The 20,993-nt window shown below is 31.9% G+C and carries 19 protein-coding genes; 13 read left to right on the forward strand and 6 right to left on the reverse strand.

Going from position 1 to position 20,993, the window contains the following annotated elements; translation table 11 throughout:
- Positions 1-22: 22 nt before the first annotated feature.
- Both folE and msrA read right to left on the reverse strand, forming a co-directional pair.
- Entirely contained in the window at positions 23-619 is a 597-nt protein-coding gene (gene folE / locus GB234_RS09885) for a GTP cyclohydrolase I FolE (RefSeq protein WP_151894394.1), read from the reverse strand.
- The gene (gene msrA, locus GB234_RS09890) at positions 620-1,165 is read right to left on the reverse strand and encodes a peptide-methionine (S)-S-oxide reductase MsrA (protein WP_151894395.1); all 546 of its coding nucleotides are present in this window, start codon (positions 1,163-1,165) and stop codon (positions 620-622) included. It lies immediately after the preceding gene.
- Positions 1,166-1,333: 168 nt separating this feature from the next.
- Between msrA and GB234_RS09895 the strand changes: the two genes are divergently transcribed.
- The 10 genes from GB234_RS09895 (at position 1,334) to GB234_RS09940 (ending at position 12,607) form a co-directional block, all read left to right on the forward strand.
- Complete coding sequence (locus GB234_RS09895) at positions 1,334-3,751, forward strand: DUF5916 domain-containing protein (RefSeq protein ID WP_151894396.1); 2,418 nt, start codon at positions 1,334-1,336, stop codon at positions 3,749-3,751.
- A gap of 178 nt (positions 3,752-3,929) precedes the next feature.
- On the forward strand, positions 3,930-4,580 hold the full coding sequence (locus GB234_RS09900; RefSeq protein ID WP_151894397.1) for an ABC transporter ATP-binding protein: 651 nt from the start codon (positions 3,930-3,932) through the stop codon (positions 4,578-4,580).
- 29 nt (positions 4,581-4,609) lie between these two features.
- Positions 4,610-5,374: a TIGR02757 family protein gene (locus tag GB234_RS09905; protein ID WP_151894398.1), complete on the forward strand. Its 765-nt coding sequence runs from the start codon at positions 4,610-4,612 to the stop codon at positions 5,372-5,374.
- Positions 5,375-5,498: 124 nt separating this feature from the next.
- On the forward strand, positions 5,499-6,719 hold the full coding sequence (locus tag GB234_RS09910; RefSeq protein ID WP_151894399.1) for a sensor histidine kinase: 1,221 nt from the start codon (positions 5,499-5,501) through the stop codon (positions 6,717-6,719).
- Between the two features lie 49 nt (positions 6,720-6,768).
- Positions 6,769-7,968, forward strand: coding sequence for a sensor histidine kinase (locus GB234_RS09915; protein WP_151894400.1), 1,200 nt, complete (start codon positions 6,769-6,771; stop codon positions 7,966-7,968).
- A gap of 43 nt (positions 7,969-8,011) precedes the next feature.
- On the forward strand, positions 8,012-9,937 hold the full coding sequence (locus GB234_RS09920; protein ID WP_151894401.1) for a BatA domain-containing protein: 1,926 nt from the start codon (positions 8,012-8,014) through the stop codon (positions 9,935-9,937).
- Positions 9,938-9,947: 10 nt separating this feature from the next.
- A complete protein-coding gene (locus GB234_RS09925; protein ID WP_151894402.1) occupies positions 9,948-11,198 on the forward strand; it encodes a dihydroorotase in 1,251 nt (416 codons plus the stop codon).
- A gap of 8 nt (positions 11,199-11,206) precedes the next feature.
- Entirely contained in the window at positions 11,207-11,524 is a 318-nt protein-coding gene (locus GB234_RS09930; RefSeq protein WP_151894403.1) for a hypothetical protein, read from the forward strand.
- Between the two features lie 38 nt (positions 11,525-11,562).
- The gene (locus tag GB234_RS09935) at positions 11,563-11,883 is read left to right on the forward strand and encodes a hypothetical protein (protein ID WP_151894404.1); all 321 of its coding nucleotides are present in this window, start codon (positions 11,563-11,565) and stop codon (positions 11,881-11,883) included.
- Positions 11,884-11,950: 67 nt separating this feature from the next.
- Positions 11,951-12,607, forward strand: a complete 657-nt coding sequence (locus tag GB234_RS09940; protein ID WP_151894405.1) for an alpha/beta hydrolase — start codon at positions 11,951-11,953, stop codon at positions 12,605-12,607.
- Here GB234_RS09940 and GB234_RS09945 read toward each other — a convergent pair.
- Together GB234_RS09945 and GB234_RS09950 are read right to left on the reverse strand one after the other, a co-directional pair.
- Positions 12,604-13,098 (reverse strand): hypothetical protein, encoded by a 495-nt coding sequence (locus tag GB234_RS09945; RefSeq protein ID WP_151894406.1) that lies wholly within the window; start codon positions 13,096-13,098, stop codon positions 12,604-12,606. The genes GB234_RS09940 and GB234_RS09945 overlap by 4 nt on opposite strands.
- Before the next feature lie 52 nt (positions 13,099-13,150).
- Entirely contained in the window at positions 13,151-13,927 is a 777-nt protein-coding gene (locus GB234_RS09950; RefSeq protein WP_151894407.1) for an MBL fold metallo-hydrolase, read from the reverse strand.
- A 78-nt stretch (positions 13,928-14,005) separates the two neighbouring features.
- On the opposite strand from GB234_RS09950, the gene GB234_RS09955 reads away from it, so the two are divergent.
- Entirely contained in the window at positions 14,006-15,466 is a 1,461-nt protein-coding gene (locus tag GB234_RS09955; protein ID WP_151894408.1) for a TonB-dependent receptor, read from the forward strand.
- 64 nt (positions 15,467-15,530) lie between these two features.
- On the opposite strand, the gene bcp is transcribed toward GB234_RS09955, so the two are convergent.
- Positions 15,531-15,989 carry a thioredoxin-dependent thiol peroxidase gene (bcp, locus tag GB234_RS09960; RefSeq protein WP_151894409.1) on the reverse strand — a complete coding sequence of 153 codons (459 nt, stop codon included), beginning with the start codon at positions 15,987-15,989 and terminating at the stop codon, positions 15,531-15,533.
- 43 nt (positions 15,990-16,032) lie between these two features.
- On the opposite strand from bcp, the gene GB234_RS09965 reads away from it, so the two are divergent.
- Entirely contained in the window at positions 16,033-16,689 is a 657-nt protein-coding gene (locus GB234_RS09965) for an endonuclease III domain-containing protein (protein ID WP_151894410.1), read from the forward strand.
- 259 nt (positions 16,690-16,948) lie between these two features.
- On the opposite strand, the gene GB234_RS09970 is transcribed toward GB234_RS09965, so the two are convergent.
- The gene (locus GB234_RS09970) at positions 16,949-17,533 is read right to left on the reverse strand and encodes an RNA polymerase sigma factor (RefSeq protein ID WP_151894411.1); all 585 of its coding nucleotides are present in this window, start codon (positions 17,531-17,533) and stop codon (positions 16,949-16,951) included.
- Positions 17,534-17,787: 254 nt separating this feature from the next.
- On the opposite strand from GB234_RS09970, the gene uvrA reads away from it, so the two are divergent.
- Positions 17,788-20,571, forward strand: coding sequence for an excinuclease ABC subunit UvrA (uvrA, locus tag GB234_RS09975; protein WP_371863337.1), 2,784 nt, complete (start codon positions 17,788-17,790; stop codon positions 20,569-20,571).
- The last annotated feature ends 422 nt before the right edge of the window (positions 20,572-20,993 follow it).

The raw sequence follows: 20,993 nt of genomic DNA on the forward strand, positions 1-20,993 counted from the left end.
CTAAATTTTTAAAAATAGTTTTTTAAGATAAGTCATTGCTAATTAATTTTAAAAACTCGTTGCGTGTCTCAATCTTTTCAAACTGGCCTCTAAATCCGGATGTTGTTGTAACACTATTTTGTTTTTGAACACCACGCATCATCATACACATGTGGCTGGCTTCAATCACTACTGCAACTCCTTGTGGTTTTAAAGTGCCGTTAATACATTCAAGAATATCATGCGTTAGTCTTTCTTGAACTTGAAGTCTGCGAGCAAACACATCAACAATTCTTGGTATTTTACTTAAACCTACAATATGTCCATTAGGGATATATGCTATATGTGCTTTTCCAAAAAAAGGTAACATATGATGCTCACACAATGAATACAACTCAATATCTTTAATAACCACCATATCATTATAATCCTCTGCAAACATGGCTCCTTCTAAAATTGCAGCAGGATCCATATCATAACCAGAAGTCAAAAATTGCATAGCTTTTGAAGCTCTTTCTGGGGTTTTTATAATACCCTCACGAGTAACATCTTCTCCTATTCCCTTTATAATGTTTGAAAAATTTGATTTTAATTCCTCTGTAGTTTCTTCACTGTATTCTTCAAAAAATCTGTAGCTCATTTAATATGCTTTAAGTTTATCTGCGTAGTATTTTTTAATCTTATCAATTTTTGGAGTAATTATATATTGGCAATATGGTTGATTTATATTTCTATCATAATACTCTTTATGATCATCTTCCGCATCATAAAAAACCTTGAACTCACTAATTGCTGTAACAATGGGGTTTGCAAATACCTTATGATCCTCTAACACTTCAATAAATACCTGAGCTTGTTGTTTTTGCGCTTCTGAAATATAAAAAATTTCACTTCTATACTGCGTTCCCACATCGTTACCTTGACGATTAAGGGTTGTAGGATCATGAGTTGCAAAAAACACCTCTAGCAATGTTTGATAACTAATAATAGATGGGTCAAAGTTTATTTTGATTCCTTCTGCATGTCCCGTCCTTCCAGTAGTAATTTCTCTGTATGCAGGGTTTTTAATAGTACCACCAGTAAAACCTGGAACAACTTCAAATACGCCTTCTAACCGAAGAAACACCGCCTCTGTGCACCAAAAGCAGCCATTTGCAAAAATAGCCTGTTCAATATTTTCTTTCATAATCTAAACAAAATTAGTGTTTGATAGTTTGTGATACAATAAATCTTAGCTTTTAACTTTTTATTAATATACCTTGCATCATCATAACATTATGTTTGTCTATTTGTGTATCAAACATTACACCTTTATTTAAAATAATCACCCCATAAAGATAGTTATTTCAACACTATGCGCCAGCCATTACTATTGCTCTTATTATTAATTTCAGCTCACTCATTTAGTCAATCAACTAAGTCACTTCAAGCCATTAAAATTTCAGAAGCCCCAATTATTGACGGTATATTAAATGACAATGTTTGGGAAAATATTGACCCTTCTGGGAATTTCTATAATCTAGAACCCTCAAATGAAGGTCTTGCTCGTGATTCTCATAAAACCGAAGTAAAACTAGCGTATGACGATAAAGCAGTATATGTCGCAGCATATTTATATGATCCTAATCCAGATAATATAGCAAGTCAATTTTCGCAAAGAGATGATACAAATGCTCAAGCAGATATTTTTACCGTAGCATTAAACACTTATAATGATGGCATCAACGAAACACGTTTTTTTGTTACTAGCGCAGGAACTATAGCAGATTCTAGAGTAAGCCAAAATAGGCAGGATTTTAATTTTAACGTAGTGTTCCAAGCTCGTGTATCAAGGGATAAAAATGGATGGTACGCAGAATTTAAAATTCCCTATAATGCATTGCGGTTTCCAGAAATTGAAGTGCAAGATTGGAGTATAAATTTTTACAGACGCGTTGTAAACATTAATGAAACATATACTTGGAACCGTATTGATAAAGAAGTGGGAAGAGAAACTCAATACAACGGCCCCGTTTATGGAGTGCGGGACATTAATCCACCTACAAGACTTACTTTTTATCCTTTTGCACAAGGAGTTGTAAGTTCTTTTGATGGAGAAACAATTACAAATTTAAGTGCAGGATTAGATATTAAATATGGCTTGAGCGATAGTTTTACGCTAGATGCTACGCTGATTCCAGATTTTGGACAAACAGCGTTTGATGAGGTAACACTTAACCTGGGACCATTTGAGCAAACCTTTGGAGAACGACGTCAATTTTTCACTGAAGGTACAGAACTTTTTAATAAAGGAGGTATCTTTTTTTCAAGACGTATAGGTGGAAAAGCAACAATTTCGGAAAATGATTTTGAAGAAAATGAAGATGTCAACGAATATCCAAAACGTGTAAATCTGTTAAATGCAATTAAAATTTCGGGAAGAACAAAAGACAATTTAGGGATAGGAATTCTTAATACAATTACAGAAAACACCGCAGTGCTTGTAACAGATACAATTACAGGAGTTGTGCGCGAAGTAGTTATTGAGCCACTAACTAATTATAATGTTTTTGTGCTTGACCAGCAATTTAACGGCAACTCTTCAATCTCCTTGACAAATACAAATGTAACTAGGGATGGTCATTTTAGAGACGGTAATGCTACTGCCTTGGCTTTTGATGTTTCAGATTCTGGAAATAGATATAACGTATCAGGAAGAGGTATAGTTAGTAATGTAAATGGAAATGAAGGAAATATTTCTGGATTTAGAAGTGAGCTTGATCTTGCCAGTATTAAAGGGAAATTTAGATACAGAGTGGGTCATGATTTTGCAAATACCACGTATGATATTAACGACTTAGGATTGAGCCGAAGAAATAATTATAATAATTTTGTAGCTGCTGCATCATATGAAATTTTTGATGCAACAAAAACATTTAATAAATATAGATTTAACTTTACTTATAGGCATGAACGTTTGTATGACCCTAGTGTACAAACAGAAGACTCCTACAGATTTAATTACTTTTTTTCATTACCATCGCGTGATGCCTTTGGTGGTTTTTTTGATTACCGTTCTGAACGTCAAGATTATTTTGAGCCTCGTGTAGATGGAAAATTTGTAACGTTTGCAAATAACGTAGGCGGTAACGCATTTATATCAACAGATTACCGAAGAAAAATTGCATTTGATATTAATATAGGTTTCCGAAATGAATTTGATGGCCCACAGCGTCAATTGTTTTTAGAATTTTCTCCTAGATATCGATTTTCAGATAATTTTGCAGTCGTGGTTAACTCAGAATTAGCAAACCGCAATAATCAATTTGGATACATTGATAATACAGATACAGATGTTTTTTTTGGCCAGCGAGACATAAAAGCACTAGAAAATTCTATTCGTGGAAGTTATAATTTTGACCCATATAAAGCCATTGATTTACGTTTTAGAAATTTCTGGACAGTTGTAGATTATAGTGATGATATATATTTTAAACTCAATGATAATGGTACACGAACGATTATTGAATATGATACATCAGATAACAATCCAAATACAAACTTTAATATCTGGAACCTAGATATAAGTTATCGCTGGCGCTTTGCGCCAGGAAGCGAAGCAACCCTACTCTATCGCAATCAAATATTTAAAAGTGATGAACAAGCTACAATAGATTACACACAAAGTTTAGGTAATTTATTTGAAGAGGCAATACAACATACCGTTTCACTTAGAGTATCTTATTTTATTGACTACAATAACATAAAATATTTATTTAAAAAAGATTCTTAAGCAAAGCCGAAATATTAGCCACATTAAACTTTTAGTGTTTTTCATTACATAATAAAAAGTGAGTTTATTGCTGTTAATACATACTCATATATTATAATTAGTTTTTAATCTTTGTAATAATAAAATTTCAGCACATTTCCGAAGTGAAAAATAATGTAAACCCAAACCCGCTATTTTAATGATTACAGCTAAGAATATTCATAAATACTACGATGAACTTCATGTACTAAAAGGTGTAGATTTACATATTAAAAAATCTGAAATTGTGTCTATCGTAGGCGCATCTGGTGCAGGAAAAACTACACTATTACAAATCTTAGGAACACTGGATGGATTTGACAAAGGCTCTTTAGAAATCGATGGGCATCTTCTAGAAAAATTAAATGAAAAAGAACTGGCGCATTTTAGAAACACATCTTTGGGGTTTATATTCCAGTTTCATCAATTACTCCCAGAGTTTACTGCACTTGAAAATGTATGCATTCCTGGTTTTATTAAAAAAACTCCAAAAGCCGAAGTTGAAAAACGTGGTAAAGAACTTTTAGCCTTTCTAGGTTTATCACATAGAGAATCTCATAAACCAAACGAACTTTCTGGAGGTGAACAACAACGTGTTGCTGTAGCTCGTTCCTTAATTAATAATCCAAGTATTATACTAGCAGATGAGCCTAGTGGTAACTTAGATACAGAAAGTGCAGAGAACCTACACAACCTTTTTTTTAAACTTAGAGATGAGTTTGGGCAAACTTTTGTAATTGTCACCCATAATGAAGAACTAGCATCAATGGCAGATAGAAAATTGACAATGCAGGATGGAAAAATTATTTAAATCTATAATAAACATGTAGTTTTAAAAGTATGAATAAAGTCCAATTAAAAGAATTTCTTGATGAAAAAGCAGCTCAATATAACACGCTAGATTTTATAGAGACAGACCCTATTCAAATTCCGCATAAATTTTCAGTGAAAGAGGATATTGAGATTTCGGGTTTTTTGATTGCTACAATTGCATGGGGAAATAGAAAAAGCATCATCAATAATGGGGAACGATTATTAGAAATAATGGGGAATTCTCCACTAGATTTTGTACAGCACTATTCCGAAGAAAACAAGAAATATTTAAATGGTTTTGTGCATCGCACTTTTAATGAAGATGATTTACATTACTTTTTTAAAGCACTACAAAACATTTATACTAATCATAACGGATTAGAATATGTATTTGCTAAAAATCAAATAAAAAATTCCTTACAACCAGCAATTTCAGCATTTAAAAAAACTTTTTTCGAACTCCCCCATCTACCACGTAGTCAAAAACATGTGAGTGATCCTTTAAAAAATAGCGCAGCAAAACGTATTAATATGTTTTTACGTTGGATGGTGAGGAGTGACACTACTGGAGTTGATTTTGGTATATGGAATTCTATTTCTCCATCTATACTTTCTTGTCCACTTGATGTTCATAGTGGTGGTATTGCAAGAAAATTAAACATATTAACAAGAAAACAAAATGATGCAAAAGCCTTAGCAGAATTAGACAAATCACTTAGAGAATTTGACCCATTAGACCCCGTTAAATATGACTTTGCTCTCTTTGGTCTTGGAGCGTTTGAACGTTTTTAGCATTTATATTAACATTAAAAGCTAATATTGTTAAAATTTTAACGCATCGTTTTTCTTGTATTGTTTTATGTCCTACCTTTACTTATAGCCCTACAGTGACAACAATTTAAATCTATGTTTTAAGATGATTAAACCAAATATTCCTCACAATGAATCTGCTCGGCTTGCTGCTCTTCGTAGTTATAATATTTTAAATACTGACACTAACGAAATAGCATTTGAACAGATAACACATTTAGCTAGCCAGATTACAGGCATGCCTATTTCTTTGATTTCTATTGTAGATAGAGAAGAAGTTTGGTTCAAATCAACTAAAGGAATGAACATCTGTTCTTCAGATCGTAATGAGTCTTTTTGCAGTTATGCAGTAGGACATGAAAATGATACTTTTGTTTTAGAAGATATTAGAAATCACAAAGAATTGAAACATCATCCATATGCAAATATGGAAAAAAATTCAATACAGTTTTATGCTGGTGTTTGTCTTATCGATTCTGATGGTTATAAATTAGGCACTTTGTGTGTAATTGACACAAAACCTAATAAAATTAGTGAACAACAAATAGAGGCTCTAAAAATCCTTTCTAAACAAATTATTAAATTAATTGAATTCCATAAAGCAAATCAATCATTATTAAATGTTCAAAAAGAATTAGAAACTAAAAATGAATCTTTAAGAAGTTTTGCAGGTGTAGTATCACATGATATGAAAATGCCATTAGCAAATATTATTGTAACCGCAGATATATTGAGAGCTAAATATGGGGGTGAGTTAGATGCACAAGCAAAAAAATATTTAGATTACCTAAAAAATTCGTCTTTTACATTAAGCGACTATATAACAGGACTATTAAACCACTACGAAAGTGACTCAATAAAAGAAGGAGGAGTTTATGAATCTTTTGATTTAAATCATTTATTGGAAGAAATAATTGATTTATTAAATATTAAATTTGATTGTGAAATTCATTTTCCAGAAAATAATATTGAACTTGACTGTAATAGATCTGCTTTAGAACAAATATTTTTAAACCTTATTGGCAATAGCTTAAAATACAACGACAAGGATAAAATTATAATAAATATTGACGCTAAGGTAACAGAAAAAGAATATTACTTTACAATTAATGATAATGGTGTAGGAATCCCAGAAGATAAAATAGAAGACATTTTCACTCTATTTACCACAGTGGGAAATACTGATCGCAATGGAAATAAAGGAAACGGGATAGGACTTTCTACTGTTCAAAAATTAGTAATGAGCTTAGGTGGAACTATTAAAGTAGAGTCAATTGAAAATCAAGGGACATCTTTTATATTTACGATAGCAAGAAATTTTAAATAAATTTTACTAAATTTATTTAAATTATATTTGTGCTCCTACTTATAAATTTATGATTACTCCCAAATACCCTCAAAATGAAGCTCAACGACTTGCAGCAGTAAAGTCTTACGGCCTTCTAGATACGCTTGAAGAAGAAGACTACGACAACATTACTAGGTTAGCCGCAAACTTTTGCAATACCCCTATTTCATTAGTTACACTTCTTGATACAGATAGAAATTTTTTAAAATCTCATCATGGAATTTCATTAGATGAAGCCCCAAGAAATGAATCTTTTTGTGGTCATGCAATTTTAGAGAAAAATGCTATTTTTATAGTAGAAGATGCTAAAAAAGATATTCGGTTTGAAGATAATCCTACAGTTACAGAACTTGGAATGCAATTTTATGCAGGAGTACCTATAATTGATGCTGCAGGATATGCTTTGGGAACTTTATGTATTTACGATACTAAACCAAGAAAACTTACCGAAGAGCAAAAAACAACCCTTATTTTGTTAGCCAAACAAGTGGTAAAACTTTTTGAATTAAACAAAAGTAATCTTCAATTAACTGCTACAAAATCTTTATTAGAAGAACGCAATAATAATCTTAAACAATTTGCAGGGTTAGTAAGTCATGACTTAAAATCGCCACTTGCAAATATTACATCATTATCAAGATTACTCAAAGATGAATATATGGTCAAATTTGACCAACAAGGTGTTGATTATTTAGATTACATCGAAGAATCGTCTGATCATTTAAGAGATTATATTGATGGGATGTTGCTATTCTACAAATCAGACGAGTTAGTGAAAGAAAATCATTATGAAATTCCAGTCGCTACTATATTTGATGATATTGATGAAATGCTTTTTGTAGATCACTCTGTATTCAAATACACACAAACCCCTGCAACTATAACCGTTAATAAAGCAGCACTTACTCAAATTTTATTAAATCTTGTAGGAAATGCTCTTAAATATAATCATGAAGAAATTCCATTAGTAGAAGTTAAATTCTCACAGAATAAAAATTATTATATTTTTTCTGTAATTGATAATGGTAATGGTATTGAAAAAGATAAACAAGAACTTATTTTTGAAATTTTTAAAACCGTTGATGAAAAAGACCGTAATGGTAAAAAGGGATCAGGAATTGGACTAGCAACCGTAAAAAACCTTGTTACAAAACTAGGCGGAACTATATCTGTAAGCTCTGAAATAGGCAAAGGCTCAACTTTCACCTTTACCATAAAGAAAGTATAAAAATAAAAAATCGTTCTCTATATTTGTGCAATATTAAAACACAATGCAGTTTAAAAACCCCCTATTACTCTACGCCCTATTTTTACTGCTCATACCCATTTTAATTCATTTATTTCAATTAAGACGATTCCAAAAAGTTGATTTTACTAATGTTGCTTTTTTAAAAAAAGTAAACATACAGACTAGAAAAAGCTCTCAATTAAAAAAATGGTTAACATTATTAATGCGACTTTTAGCATTAGCCTGTATCATATTTGCATTTGCTCAACCTTTTAGCGCTTCAAAAACCGCATTAAATGCTAATAAAGAAACTGTCTTATATATAGACAATTCATTTAGCATGGAAGCAAAAGGCGCTAACGGCACCTTAATGCAACGTGCCATTCAAGACATTTTTAAAGAAACAAAAGATGGTAATAAAATAAGCTGGTTTACAAACAACTCCTCTAAGAAAGACGCTCCTTCAGCTAACTTTAAGTCTGAAATATTAAAAACCGAATACACACACAAGCAATTAACACCTACCGAAGTTTTACTAAAAGCAGAACAACTTTTTAGCAAAGACCAAAGCGCAGATAAACGTATTATTTATGTTTCAGATTTTCAATTAAAAGAAAGTTTTCCTGTAATCAAAGGAAACTATAGTATTGATGCAGTGCAATTAAAACCTCAAGCAATTACAAATATCTCAATAGACAGCGCTTATGTCATTTCAAAAAGCAACAATAAGATAGACCTCGAAGTATTACTTACTGCAAAGAGCGATACCCATAATACAGTTTCGGTTTCTTTGTTCAACGGAAATGTATTAGTTGCAAAATCTGCAGTTGATTTTAGTGATGTAAAGCAACAAAAAGCAAATTTCAGTTTTGAAAATTCTGAAGGCTTTAAAGGACATTTAAGCATTACTGATTCTGGGCTTACTTATGATAATGATTTATATTTTAGCATTAACAAACCCACTAAATTAAAAGTACTTTCCATTAATGAAGCAAATTCAGACTTCCTTCAACGCATGTATAATGAAACAGAATTTGAGTACACCCGCCAAGATTCTCGAAGCCTTAATTACAGTATTATCCCTGAACAAAATTGTATAATTTTAAACGAATTAAAAGAAATTCCAGCATCACTTTCAGCAGCACTACAAGCATTTTCAGACAATGGAGGTAGTGTTTTAATAATACCCTCAAAAGACTCTAGTGCTACAAGTTACAACCAACTACTTAAAGTTTTGAATCTAGGTTCCATTTCCGAAGAAATAATTCAAGAAAAGAACATTACTCAAATTGTTTTTGATCATCCTATCTATGCAGATGTTTTTGAAAAAAGAGTGGTTAATTTTCAATATCCTAAAGTAAATTCGTTTTACGAAACCACATCTCTTGCAACGCCAATATTGAAATTTGAGGATGGAAAACCTTTCATTTTAAATAACGATAATGCCTTTTTTTCAACAGCTTCATTTAATGACGCTAACTCAAATTTTATAAGCTCGCCACTTATTGTACCTACATTATATAATATTGCGCGTTCAAGCTTAAAGCTACCAGCATTGTATTTTGAAGTTGGCTCCCCTACTCGCTTTGCTGTGCCTGTATCCATGATACAGGACGAAATTTTAACAATACGCGATAGTATTGTTAGTTTTATTCCTCTTCAACAAACTAAAGCAAATAAAGTATTAATTTCTACAAATGAAAATCCTTCAGTTTCAGGAACTTTTAGCATTGAAAAAAAACAAGAATTTGTTGAGAACGTGAGCTATAATTACGCTAGAAATGAAAGTAATTTGCAATATGCAGATGTTGATAATTGGGATGGTGTAGAAACACACAAAAGTATTTCAAACCTTTTTGATGCGATTGCAGAAGAAAATAATATTAATGAATTTTGGAAATGGTTCGTCATTGGCGCTTTCCTTTTTTTATTAGCCGAAATGTTAATCTTAAAGTTTGTAAAACGATAATACGCTGCCTATGAACGTGCTATTAAAAGCTGCTACCATTGTTGACAAAGAGAGTAAGCATCATCTCAAAAAAAGAGATGTATTGATTGAGAAGGGTATTATAAAAAAAATTGCCGCAAGTATATCTTTGGATAAGAAAATCAAGGAAATCTCTTTAGATAATCTACATATTTCTAGAGGATGGTTTGACAGTGGCGTAAGTTTTGGTGAACCTGGATTTGAAGAAAGAGGAACCATTGAAAACGGGCTTAAAGTTGCAGCTTATAGCGGTTTTACTGATGTTGCAATCCACACAAACACAGCTCCAGTTCCTGACAATAAAGGGGCTATAAACTTCTTAAAAGCTAATGCTACTAGCAATGCAGTTAACATACACCCACTAGGTTGTTTAACTAGACAGTGTAATGGTGAGGATCTAGCCGAATTGTATGATATGACAGGTACCGGTGTTACTTCATTTTATGATTATAAACAACCTATTTTAAACCCTAATTTATTAAAAATTGCATTACAGTATGTACAAAACTTTGGAGGTATTGTACAGTCATTTCCATTAGAAAAAGCAATTTCGCCAAAAGGAATCGTACATGAAGATATTAATAGTACAAGGCTAGGTCTTAAAGGAATACCTTCATTAGCCGAAGCTTTACAAGTTGCTAGAGATTTATATATTCTAGAATACACTGGAGGAACATTACATATACCTACAATTTCAACAAAGGAGTCTGTTGGTCTCATCAAGGAAGCGAAGAAAAAAGGTTTAAATATAACATGTAGCGTTTCAATTAATAATTTAGCACTTACAGATGATAAACTAGAAAGCTTTGACACCAATTACAAAGTAATGCCTCCACTCAGGACTAATGAGGACGTAAAAGCTTTATTAAAGGGGTTAAAAGAAGGCACTGTTGACATGGTTACAAGTGATCACAACCCTATCGATATTGAGCATAAAAAAATTGAATTTGACCATGCTATGTTTGGTAGTATTGGTTTAGAAAGTTGTTTTGGGGCATTAAATAGTTTAACAGACCTAGAGACAACAATAAACGCGTTGACTAAAAATGAAATTTTCAATCTTCCATCAAGAGAAATTTCCGAAGAGAATATTGCAACTCTTACCCTCTTTAACCCTACTGGCACTTGGAAATTTAATACAAATAATATTAAATCTACATCATCAAATGCTGCTATGATAGGACAACGGTTAAAAGGAAAAGTTTATGGAATACTCTCAAACAACAAATTAGTTCTCAATTAATTAACGTAATGGAAGTATCTGCCGGAAAAAAGAAAGCTATTATAGCTTACATTACATTTATTGGGATGTTAATAGCATTTTACATGAATCGTGATATAAAAAATGAGTTTGCGACGATGCATATAAAAAATATGTTTGGTTTATTTTTATTGCTTATTTGTTCGCAAGTAATTGCAAGTTCTGTTGACCAATTGTTTGGAGATATTCTTTGGGGGATTGCATTTTTATTGTGGATATTTTCAATTATTACAGCAATACAAAACAAAAAACCCTCTATTCCTTATTTTAGTGAGAAATTTCAACAATGGTTTACTTTCTTGAACTAAATAGCTATCTTTAAATGTTTAACGAAAACTAACTACAAATGGAAAAAGTTTCAGACCCTGGAAAAACTAATGCTATTATTGCCTACATTACCTTAATTGGTTGGATAATCGCACTTGTATTAAACAATAACAACAAAACAAGTTTAGCTTCATTTCATATAAGACAAATGTTAGGAATTATGCTAGTAGGTCTTTCAATATCTATAATAATATCCATTACGGGCATTGGATTGCTAAGTATCTTACAAATAGGAACTCTTATTTTATGGATTTTAGGACTTATAGGTGCTATTAACGAAGAAGAAAAGCCAGTACCTGTTGTAGGCGAGCATTTTCAAAAATGGTTTGCTGGACTATAGTAAAAAATTATAAAAACTTTATATATCAAGATGCCATACACTGTGTGGCATCTTTTATTTTTGTAAAATGCAGAAACAATCCTTACAACTAGATCATAATTACCAAGCACCAAAAACTTTAATAGATAATGCTCCAGTGATTATACTATTACATGGTTTTGGGAGTGATGAAAACGATTTATTTTCTTTTGCTCCAGAATTACCAGACACTCACCATATTATAGCGCTTAAAGCTCCAATACCCATGAAGCCTTACGGCAACGCTTGGTATAATATTTATTTTGATGCAGCTGATGGGAAATTCAGCGATATTCCACAAGCAATTGCATCTAGAGATTTGATTAGTAATTGTATTGATGAAATTGTAGAAAAATATAAAGCAGATGTTACTAATGTTACTTTACTTGGGTTTAGTCAAGGTACTATTTTAAGTTTTGCAGTTGCACTTAGTTATCCAGAAAAGGTTAAAAATGTAATTGGGTTAAGTGGCTATATTAACGAAGAGCTTTTAAAAGAAAATTATGCTGAAAATGACTTTAGCAAATTAAGCATATACACAAGCCATGGTACTGTGGACCAAGTACTACCTATTGATTGGGCAAGAAAGTCGCAACCATTTTTAGAAAATTTAAATATTGCATGTGAATACTCAGAATTCCCTGTAGGTCATGGTGTTGCACCTCAAAATTTTTATGAGCTAAAAAATTGGCTAGAAAAACACTAGTTGCTACTATACAATAAAGAGCTAACTGGTGTTAATGTCAATTCATTATTCTCGTCAAAGAAATATTCTATAATCATTTCTCCCCAATTTTGACCGTCAGAAAAGTCTGCTATAATCCAACGATGATTTAAAAATTTAAGCTTGTTAAATCGCATATTTCCCTTTGCTCCTTTGTATTCTATTAAAGGGTTACCATTAGGCGCTCCATTTTGATCATAAATTTTATCTGAAACCATCCGCTCAACTTCTGCAGCATCAAGACCTAAACGCTCTATATAATCCATTGCATTATCATTACCTTGAAGTTTAAAATAGTTTTCTTGATTTCCTATTTTTAAAGAATCTACAATATTTTCTGCTGTTGTTAGTTTTTCTGTAAGCGTAATTATTTTCTTTTCTTGAGATTCAAAAATTGATTTTTCATTTGCATATTGAAAAATAATGAATAATGCAGCAAAGAAAAACAGGTACATAAAAATACTTTTTCTCATCGTAAGGCCTGTTTTACAGGTAAATTTTAATTATTAAATTATTTATTTTTATTTAAAGAGTAAGCTTTAAACCATCGTAGGCTACATGCACATTCTCTGGTAATTGAGCTTCAACTTCATTATGAAATCCAAGTAAATGACTAATATGTGTTAAGTAAGCTTTTTTTGGTTTTAAAATCTTTATAAACATCAAAGCTTCATCTAAATTAAAATGTGATTGATGAGGCTCAATTCTTAAAGCATTTACAACAAGCACATCTAGGTTCTTTAATTTTAACATTTCGGCTTCTGCCACAGTTTTAACATCTGTTAAATAAGCAAAGTTATCAATTCTAAACCCTAAAACAGGAAGTGTATTGTGCAAAACCTCTATAGGAATTATCTCTTTACCAAAAACATTAAAAGAACTCTCTTTACTAATATTTTTTTCTGAAATGGTAGGTGCCCCAGGATATTTATTTTCTGTTTCAAATATGTAACCAAATCTTTTGTGCAAAGATTGAAATACATGTTTTGTTGCAAAAAACGGTATATCACCTTGTCTAAAATTAAAAGGGCGAATGTCATCAATACCAGCGGTATGATCACTATGCTCATGTGTGAGTAAAATTGCATCCACCTTTGAGACATTTTCTCGAAGCATTTGCTGTCTAAAATCTGGTCCACAGTCAATTACAACTGTACTATCATCCCACTCTAACAATACAGAAACACGCAACCTTTTATCTTTTGAGTTTGTACTCAAACACACTGGGTGTTGACTCCCTATAATTGGGATTCCTTGTGAAGTTCCTGTACCTAAAAATGTGACTTTAAAAATAGATTTCATTACTACAAAAATAGTCGTATTTTTTTTGTTTGCCTATTGTATTCACTACCTTTGTTATGGTTGTAAACTAAAAATGCTATGCCAGAAACTATAAAAGGAGATAAGGAATTTGAGGCTATTCCATCGATAAGAAATAAAGCCTTACGCATTAATCTCAATGAAAATATTTATGGGACTTTTGCTGAAATTGGTGCTGGACAAGAAACAGTACGTAATTTTTTTAGAGCTGGCGGTGCATCTGGGACTATAGCCAAAACGATGTCTGCCTACGATAAAGATTTTAGTGATGCAATATATGGCATCGAAGAAGACGGAAGATATGTTACTGAAGCGCGATTAAAGAAAATGCTACACCATGAAATGGGACTTCTTGAAGACCGTATAAGTCGTGAAAAGCATCCAAACAAATTATATTTTTCATACGCAAATACCGTAGCTACAATTGATTTTGCTAAAAAATATAAAGGCCATGGATGGGTAGGTATTAGATACCAAACAGACCCAGATGAAGATTATAGTGAAATAATCCTACATGTTCGTTTTCACGAAAATGAAGCTTTATTACAACAACATACACTAGGTACATTAGGTGTAAATTTAATTTATGGTGCTTTTTACAAACATGATACGCCTAAAAAGTTATTACGTTATTTATATGACCATATAGACAAAGATAAAATTGAAATTGATACAATAAATTTTTCAGGACCATTATTTAAGGAAGTTGACAACCGTTTAATGAGTTTACAACTTATTAAAAATGGGATGACCGAAGCCGTTATGTTTGGTCCTGATGGAAACAATATTTTACCAGCAAGAATACTTTATAAAAAGAATGTTCTTGCGCTTCGCGGAAGTTTTAGACCTGTAACAAAAGTAAACATTGATATGTATGAGAAATCACACAAAATGTTTGTTGCAGAATCTAAAGTTGACCCAGAACGCACCGAAACAATTTTTGAAATTACACTTTCTAACTTACGTGCAGAAGGAGAAATTGACGAAGAAGATTTTATGGATAGAGCAAAACTACTCTGTTCGTTGGGTCACACCGTGATGATTTCAAACTTTCAAGAGTATTACAAGCTCGTAGAATATTTTTCAAGATATACGAAAATGCGTTTAGGTCTTGCAATGGGTGTCAATAATCTTGTTGATATTTTTGATGAAAAATATTACCGTCATTTAAGTGGAGGCATTCTCGAAGCATTTGGAAAACTTTTCTTTAAAGATTTAAAAGTATATCTGTACCCTATGAAAGATGAAGAAACGGGGCAATTTACAACCAGTGAAAATTTGAAAGTTCATCCAAGAATGAAAGAATTATACAAATTTTTCAAGTATAACGGAAAAGTAATTGATATTGAAGATTTTAACCCAGATATTATGAATATTTTTTCTAGAGAAGTTCTTCAAAAAATTGAAACAAATGAAGATGGATGGGAAGAAATGCTACCTAAAGGAGTTTCAGATTTGATAAAAGAAAAACACCTCTTTAGCTGTGAATTAGATACCGAAGAAATTGATGCAGAACACTAAATTGAAATAACGCATTGAAAAATTTAAAATACCCAAAGCAAATTATTGCTTTGGGTATTTTATTTTATATAATCTCTAGAATTTGAGCTGCATGATCTTTGGTTTTAACTTTATCAATAACATGCTCAACTACTCCATTTTCATCTACTAGAAAAGTTTTGCGATATATTCCTTCATATTCTCGTCCCATAAATTTTTTATTTCCCCATACACCAAAAGCATTAATCACTTCTTTCTCTGTATCTGCAAGTAAAGGAAATGGAAATTCATATTTATTTCTAAAATTATTCTGCCTTTTCTCTGTGTCTGCGCTTACACCTAAAATGCGATAACCATGCTTTTTTAAATCTTTATAATTATCACTCAAATTACAAGCCTCAGCAGTACAACCTGGCGTACTTGCTTTTGGATAGAAAAAAACTACAAGCTTTTCTCCTTTAAAGTCACTTAATGAAACCGGATTGCCATCTTGATCATTTACGGTAAAATTAGGAACCGTATCACCTGCTTTTAATGTGTTCATTGTTTTATTTTTGTTTTATAACTAGTCTTTAAAAATACATAATATGAATAAGCAGGAAAAGGTAGATTTTGTTATTAATACGTTAAATGACCTCTATCCCACAATCCCTATTCCATTAGACCACAAAGATCCATATACACTACTAATTGCAGTATTAATGTCTGCACAAAGCACTGATGTAAGAGTTAATAAAATTACTCCACTATTATTTAAAAAAGCAGACAACCCCTATGATATGATAAAATTGACTGTTGAAGAAATAAGAGAAATTATAAAACCTGTAGGGCTTTCCCCAATGAAAAGCAAAGGTATTTATGGACTATCACACATACTTATTGACAAACACAATGGAAAAGTCCCCAACAACCTAGAAGCCCTAGAGGAACTACCAGCAGTGGGGCACAAAACCGCAAGTGTTGTTATATCTCAAGCATTTGGGGTTCCTGCATTTCCTGTTGACACACATATTCATAGATTAATGTATAGATGGGGATTTACAAACGGAAAAAATGTAGTTCAAACTGAGAAAGATGCAAAAAGATTATTCCCTACGGAAATATGGAATGATTTACATTTACAAATTATATGGTACGGTAGAGAGTACTCTCCTGCCCGCGGATGGGATTTAGATAAAGATATAATAACCAAAACAATAGGAAGAAAAACTGTATTGTCTGATTATTACAAAAAAAAGAAATAAAAAAACCCGAAATTCTCATCTCGGGTTTTTCCAAAGTTTAGTTTAGAAGCGCTTCAAACTTCAGGTTTTGGTAATCTATAACACTTAAAGCCTTAGAGTAATCCAGAAGAAACTTAATAGTTTCGTCTTTTGGAACTAAGTTTTCATTCACGCGTTCCGGACGTGAGGGTTTTGAGTACATTTTTGGCATAGAGTTTAATTTTGAGGTTATTGTTATCAAGATAACGACGCAAAATTAAGTTTATTGTATGCCTTAATTTTAATTTGTTAATACAATGTTGTGTTTATCAATCACTTTGCGCAAATTAATAAGTGCATAACGCATTCTTCCAAGTGCAGTATTAATACTTACTCCTGTTTGTTCACTAATTTCTTTAAAGCTCATATCTTTGTAAATGCGCATCATAAGAACTTCTTTTTGATCCTCAGGAAGTTCTTCAATCAAACGACGAACATCACTTTCAACTTGTTCCTTAATCATACCTTTTTCGGCATTCAGAGAATTATCTGAAAGCACTGAAAAAATATTAAAATCACTATTGTTTTCAAACTTAGGCATGCGATTATTTTTTCTAAAATGGTCAATGACCAGATTATGTGCAATACGCATTACCCATGGTAAAAACTTTCCCTCTTCATTATACTTTCCCCTTTTGAGAGAATTTATAACTTTAATAAAAGTATCCTGAAAAACATCTTCAGCTACATCTCTATCAAAAACTTTTGAATAGATAAAACTGTAAATTCTTTGCTTATGCCTTGTTATTAAAATGGAAAGTGAAGATTCCTCACCTTTAAGGTAAGACGACACTAAAACCGCATCAGTAGTTTTGCTTTGATTCATATCAATACTTTTTAAAAATAAACAACTATGTCTTTGGTTGATCAGTTGTTTTTCAAATTGTAAAAAAGTAATAATATGCTATAGGCAATAATTTTAGTTTATGTCGTTATAGAGGGTAAATATAAGATTATTCTTTTCACAATACCAAAAAAAATTAGGACTTTTCTTAAAAAAAATATAAAATACTGCTATGTGCATAGCTATAAAGTATGTGTTATCTTTGTATTTTTCTACTTTAAAATAAGGGCATCACATTGAATACAGACACTCTAGACGCTAAAAAAAACATTATTATCAAAGGTGCAAAACTGCACAACCTTAAAAATATAGATGTTGTTATTCCTCGTAACAAACTCGTTGTAATTACTGGCTTATCAGGTAGTGGCAAATCAAGCTTAGCGTTTGATACATTATATGCAGAAGGCCAACGCCGGTATGTAGAAAGTCTTTCTTCATATGCTAGACAATTTTTAGGTAGATTGAACAAACCTAAGGTTGATAGCATAAAAGGTATCGCTCCTGCAATTGCTATTGAGCAAAAAGTAAATGCCACTAATCCACGCTCTACCGTAGGAACTTCTACAGAGATTTACGACTACTTAAAATTGCTTTATACAAGAATTGGTAAAACATACTCGCCAATAAGTGGTAAAGAGGTTAAAAAAGATACCGTTAGCGATGTGATGAAACACATTAAAAAATATTCAGAAGGTAAAAAACTACTTCTCCTCACTCCTATTATATTAGAAGAAGGTCGTAGTATGGAAAACAAAATACAAGCTTTAGCTCAACAAGGTTTTGCTCGTGTAAAAATTGCTTCGGAGGTTTTACGTATTGATGAATTAAAAGGTAAATCATTGCCTAAAAATATTGAATTAGTTATTGATCGCGTTATTACAAAAGATGATGAAGATTTTTATAATAGACTTGCAGATGCTGTGCAAATGGCATTTTTTGAAGGAAAAGGAAGTCTTATAATAGAAGATATTTCAGAAGAAAAACCTATTCAAATTGAATTTAATAATCGTTTTGAAGCAGATGGCATTACATTTTTAGAGCCTAATGTTCACTTATTTAGTTTTAACAACCCCTATGGTGCATGTCCTACTTGTGAAGGCTATGGTGATGTAATTGGTATTGACACAGATTTAGTAATTCCAAACACTGCATTATCTATTTTTGAAAATGCAATTTTTCCATGGCGTGGTGAGAGTATGAGTTGGTATCGTGATCAACTCGTTAATGCCGCATATAAATTTGACTTCCCTATTCATAAACCTTGGTTTGAACTTACTGAAGCCCAAAAACAATTAGTTTGGGATGGAAATAAACATTTTGAAGGACTACATACTTTTTTTAAATTTTTAGAATCAAAAAGTTATAAGATTCAAAATAGAGTGATGCTATCTCGCTATCGCGGTAAAACAAAATGTAGCACTTGTAATGGCAAACGCTTGCGCCCTGAAGCTGGTTATGTAAAAATCAATAAAGTTCCCCTACAAGATCTAGTAGAATTACCTCTTGATGAAGTTGCAACATTCTTCAAAAAATTAAAATTAAATGAACACGATGCTATAATTGCAAAAAGGTTACTGTTAGAAATTAATAATAGATTGTCATTTTTAATGGATGTGGGGTTAAGCTACTTAACACTCAACCGAAAAAGCAACACACTTTCTGGTGGAGAGTCGCAACGCATTAATCTTGCAACTTCTTTAGGAAGTAGCCTTGTGGGGTCTATGTATATTCTTGATGAGCCTAGTATTGGGTTACACCCTAAAGATACAGAACGACTCATCAAAGTTTTAAAATCATTGCGGGATTTAGGAAATACAGTTATTGTTGTAGAGCACGATGAGGATATCATGAAAGCAGCAGATGAAATAATTGATATTGGTCCAGAAGCAGGAACTTTTGGTGGAAATGTGGTAGCAGTAGGAACTTTTGCTGAAATATTAAAAGCAGACTCTCTTACAGCAGGATATTTAAATGGAACATTAGAAATTAAAGTTCCAAAAAAACGCCGTACCCCTAAGAGTGCTGTAAAAGTAATAGGTGCAAGACATAACAATTTAAAAAATATTGATGCTACTTTTCCTTTAGGGGCATTTACTGCTGTAACAGGGGTATCAGGAAGCGGAAAAAGCACACTCGTAAAGAAAATATTATATCCCGCATTGATGCGAGAGATAGGAGGTTACGGTGAAAAACCTGGCCAATTTTCTGAACTAAGAGGAGATTTTACAAATATTAAAAACGTAGAATTTATTGATCAAAACCCCATTGGTCGTTCCAGTCGTTCTAACCCTGTAACATATATTAAAGCATACGACGACATTAGAAACTTATATGCAAAGCAAAAATTAAGTGATATACGTGGTTATAAGGCCAAGCATTTTAGTTTTAACGTAGATGGAGGACGTTGCGAAACCTGCAAAGGTGAAGGAGAAGTAACTATCGAAATGCAATTTATGGCAGATGTACATCTAGAATGTGATACCTGTAATGGAAAACGATTTAAAAAAGAAGTGCTTGAAGTAAAAGTTGATGATAAGAATATCGATGATATCTTAAGATTAACTGTTGATGATGCTATTACTTTTTTTGCCAAAAATAACGAGAAGAAAATAATTACAAAACTTCAACCTTTACAAGATGTGGGACTTGGCTATGTACAATTAGGCCAAAGCTCTTCTACCCTATCTGGCGGGGAAGCACAGCGTATTAAACTAGCCTCATTTTTAGTAAAAGGTATTACAAAAGATAAAACGTTCTTTATTTTTGATGAACCAACTACAGGGCTTCACTTTCATGATATTCAAAAATTACTTGCTTCGTTTTATGCATTACTTGAAAAAGGACACACACTCGTGGTTGTTGAACACAATCTAGATTTAATTAAATGTGCTGACCACATAATTGATTTAGGAATTGATGGTGGAATTAAAGGTGGTCAAGTTATTGCTGAAGGAACCCCTGAGAAAGTAGCAAAAAATAAAAAATCCTATACGGCAGAATATCTCAAAGAAAAGATTTAAAAAACACAACCAACTTATAATTTAATAACAATAATTGAAGACTTTCAATTTTGGCACGATGATTGTAATTTAATAATTAACGATGCATATTTTATAAAGATCTAAATAGGTTATAATTAATAAGCATATAAAAAAGAAAAATTAAAAGTTTTTGGTTGGTTAGTTTTAGAATCCGTCACTTCATCTCGAAGCTGGCGGATTCTATTTTTAGGTACTCTTTAGTGAGGCAGAAAACAAAATTATTTTCTTCGGAAATTTTAAAATCATTATTAATTTTTTTATGATTTCGAAATTAGAATTTTTGAAATTAAAGATTTTACTCACAATTTTCAAACAATACAATTAAATCCCACCCTTAGTATTTCCGAAGAAAAAGCTCTAAACACCTTTGTAAATAAGGACTTTACGTTTTTGGCACGGTC

It is taken from the genome of Patiriisocius marinistellae, assembly GCF_009014635.1.
In the GTDB taxonomy this organism is placed as follows: domain Bacteria; phylum Bacteroidota; class Bacteroidia; order Flavobacteriales; family Flavobacteriaceae; genus Patiriisocius; species Patiriisocius marinistellae.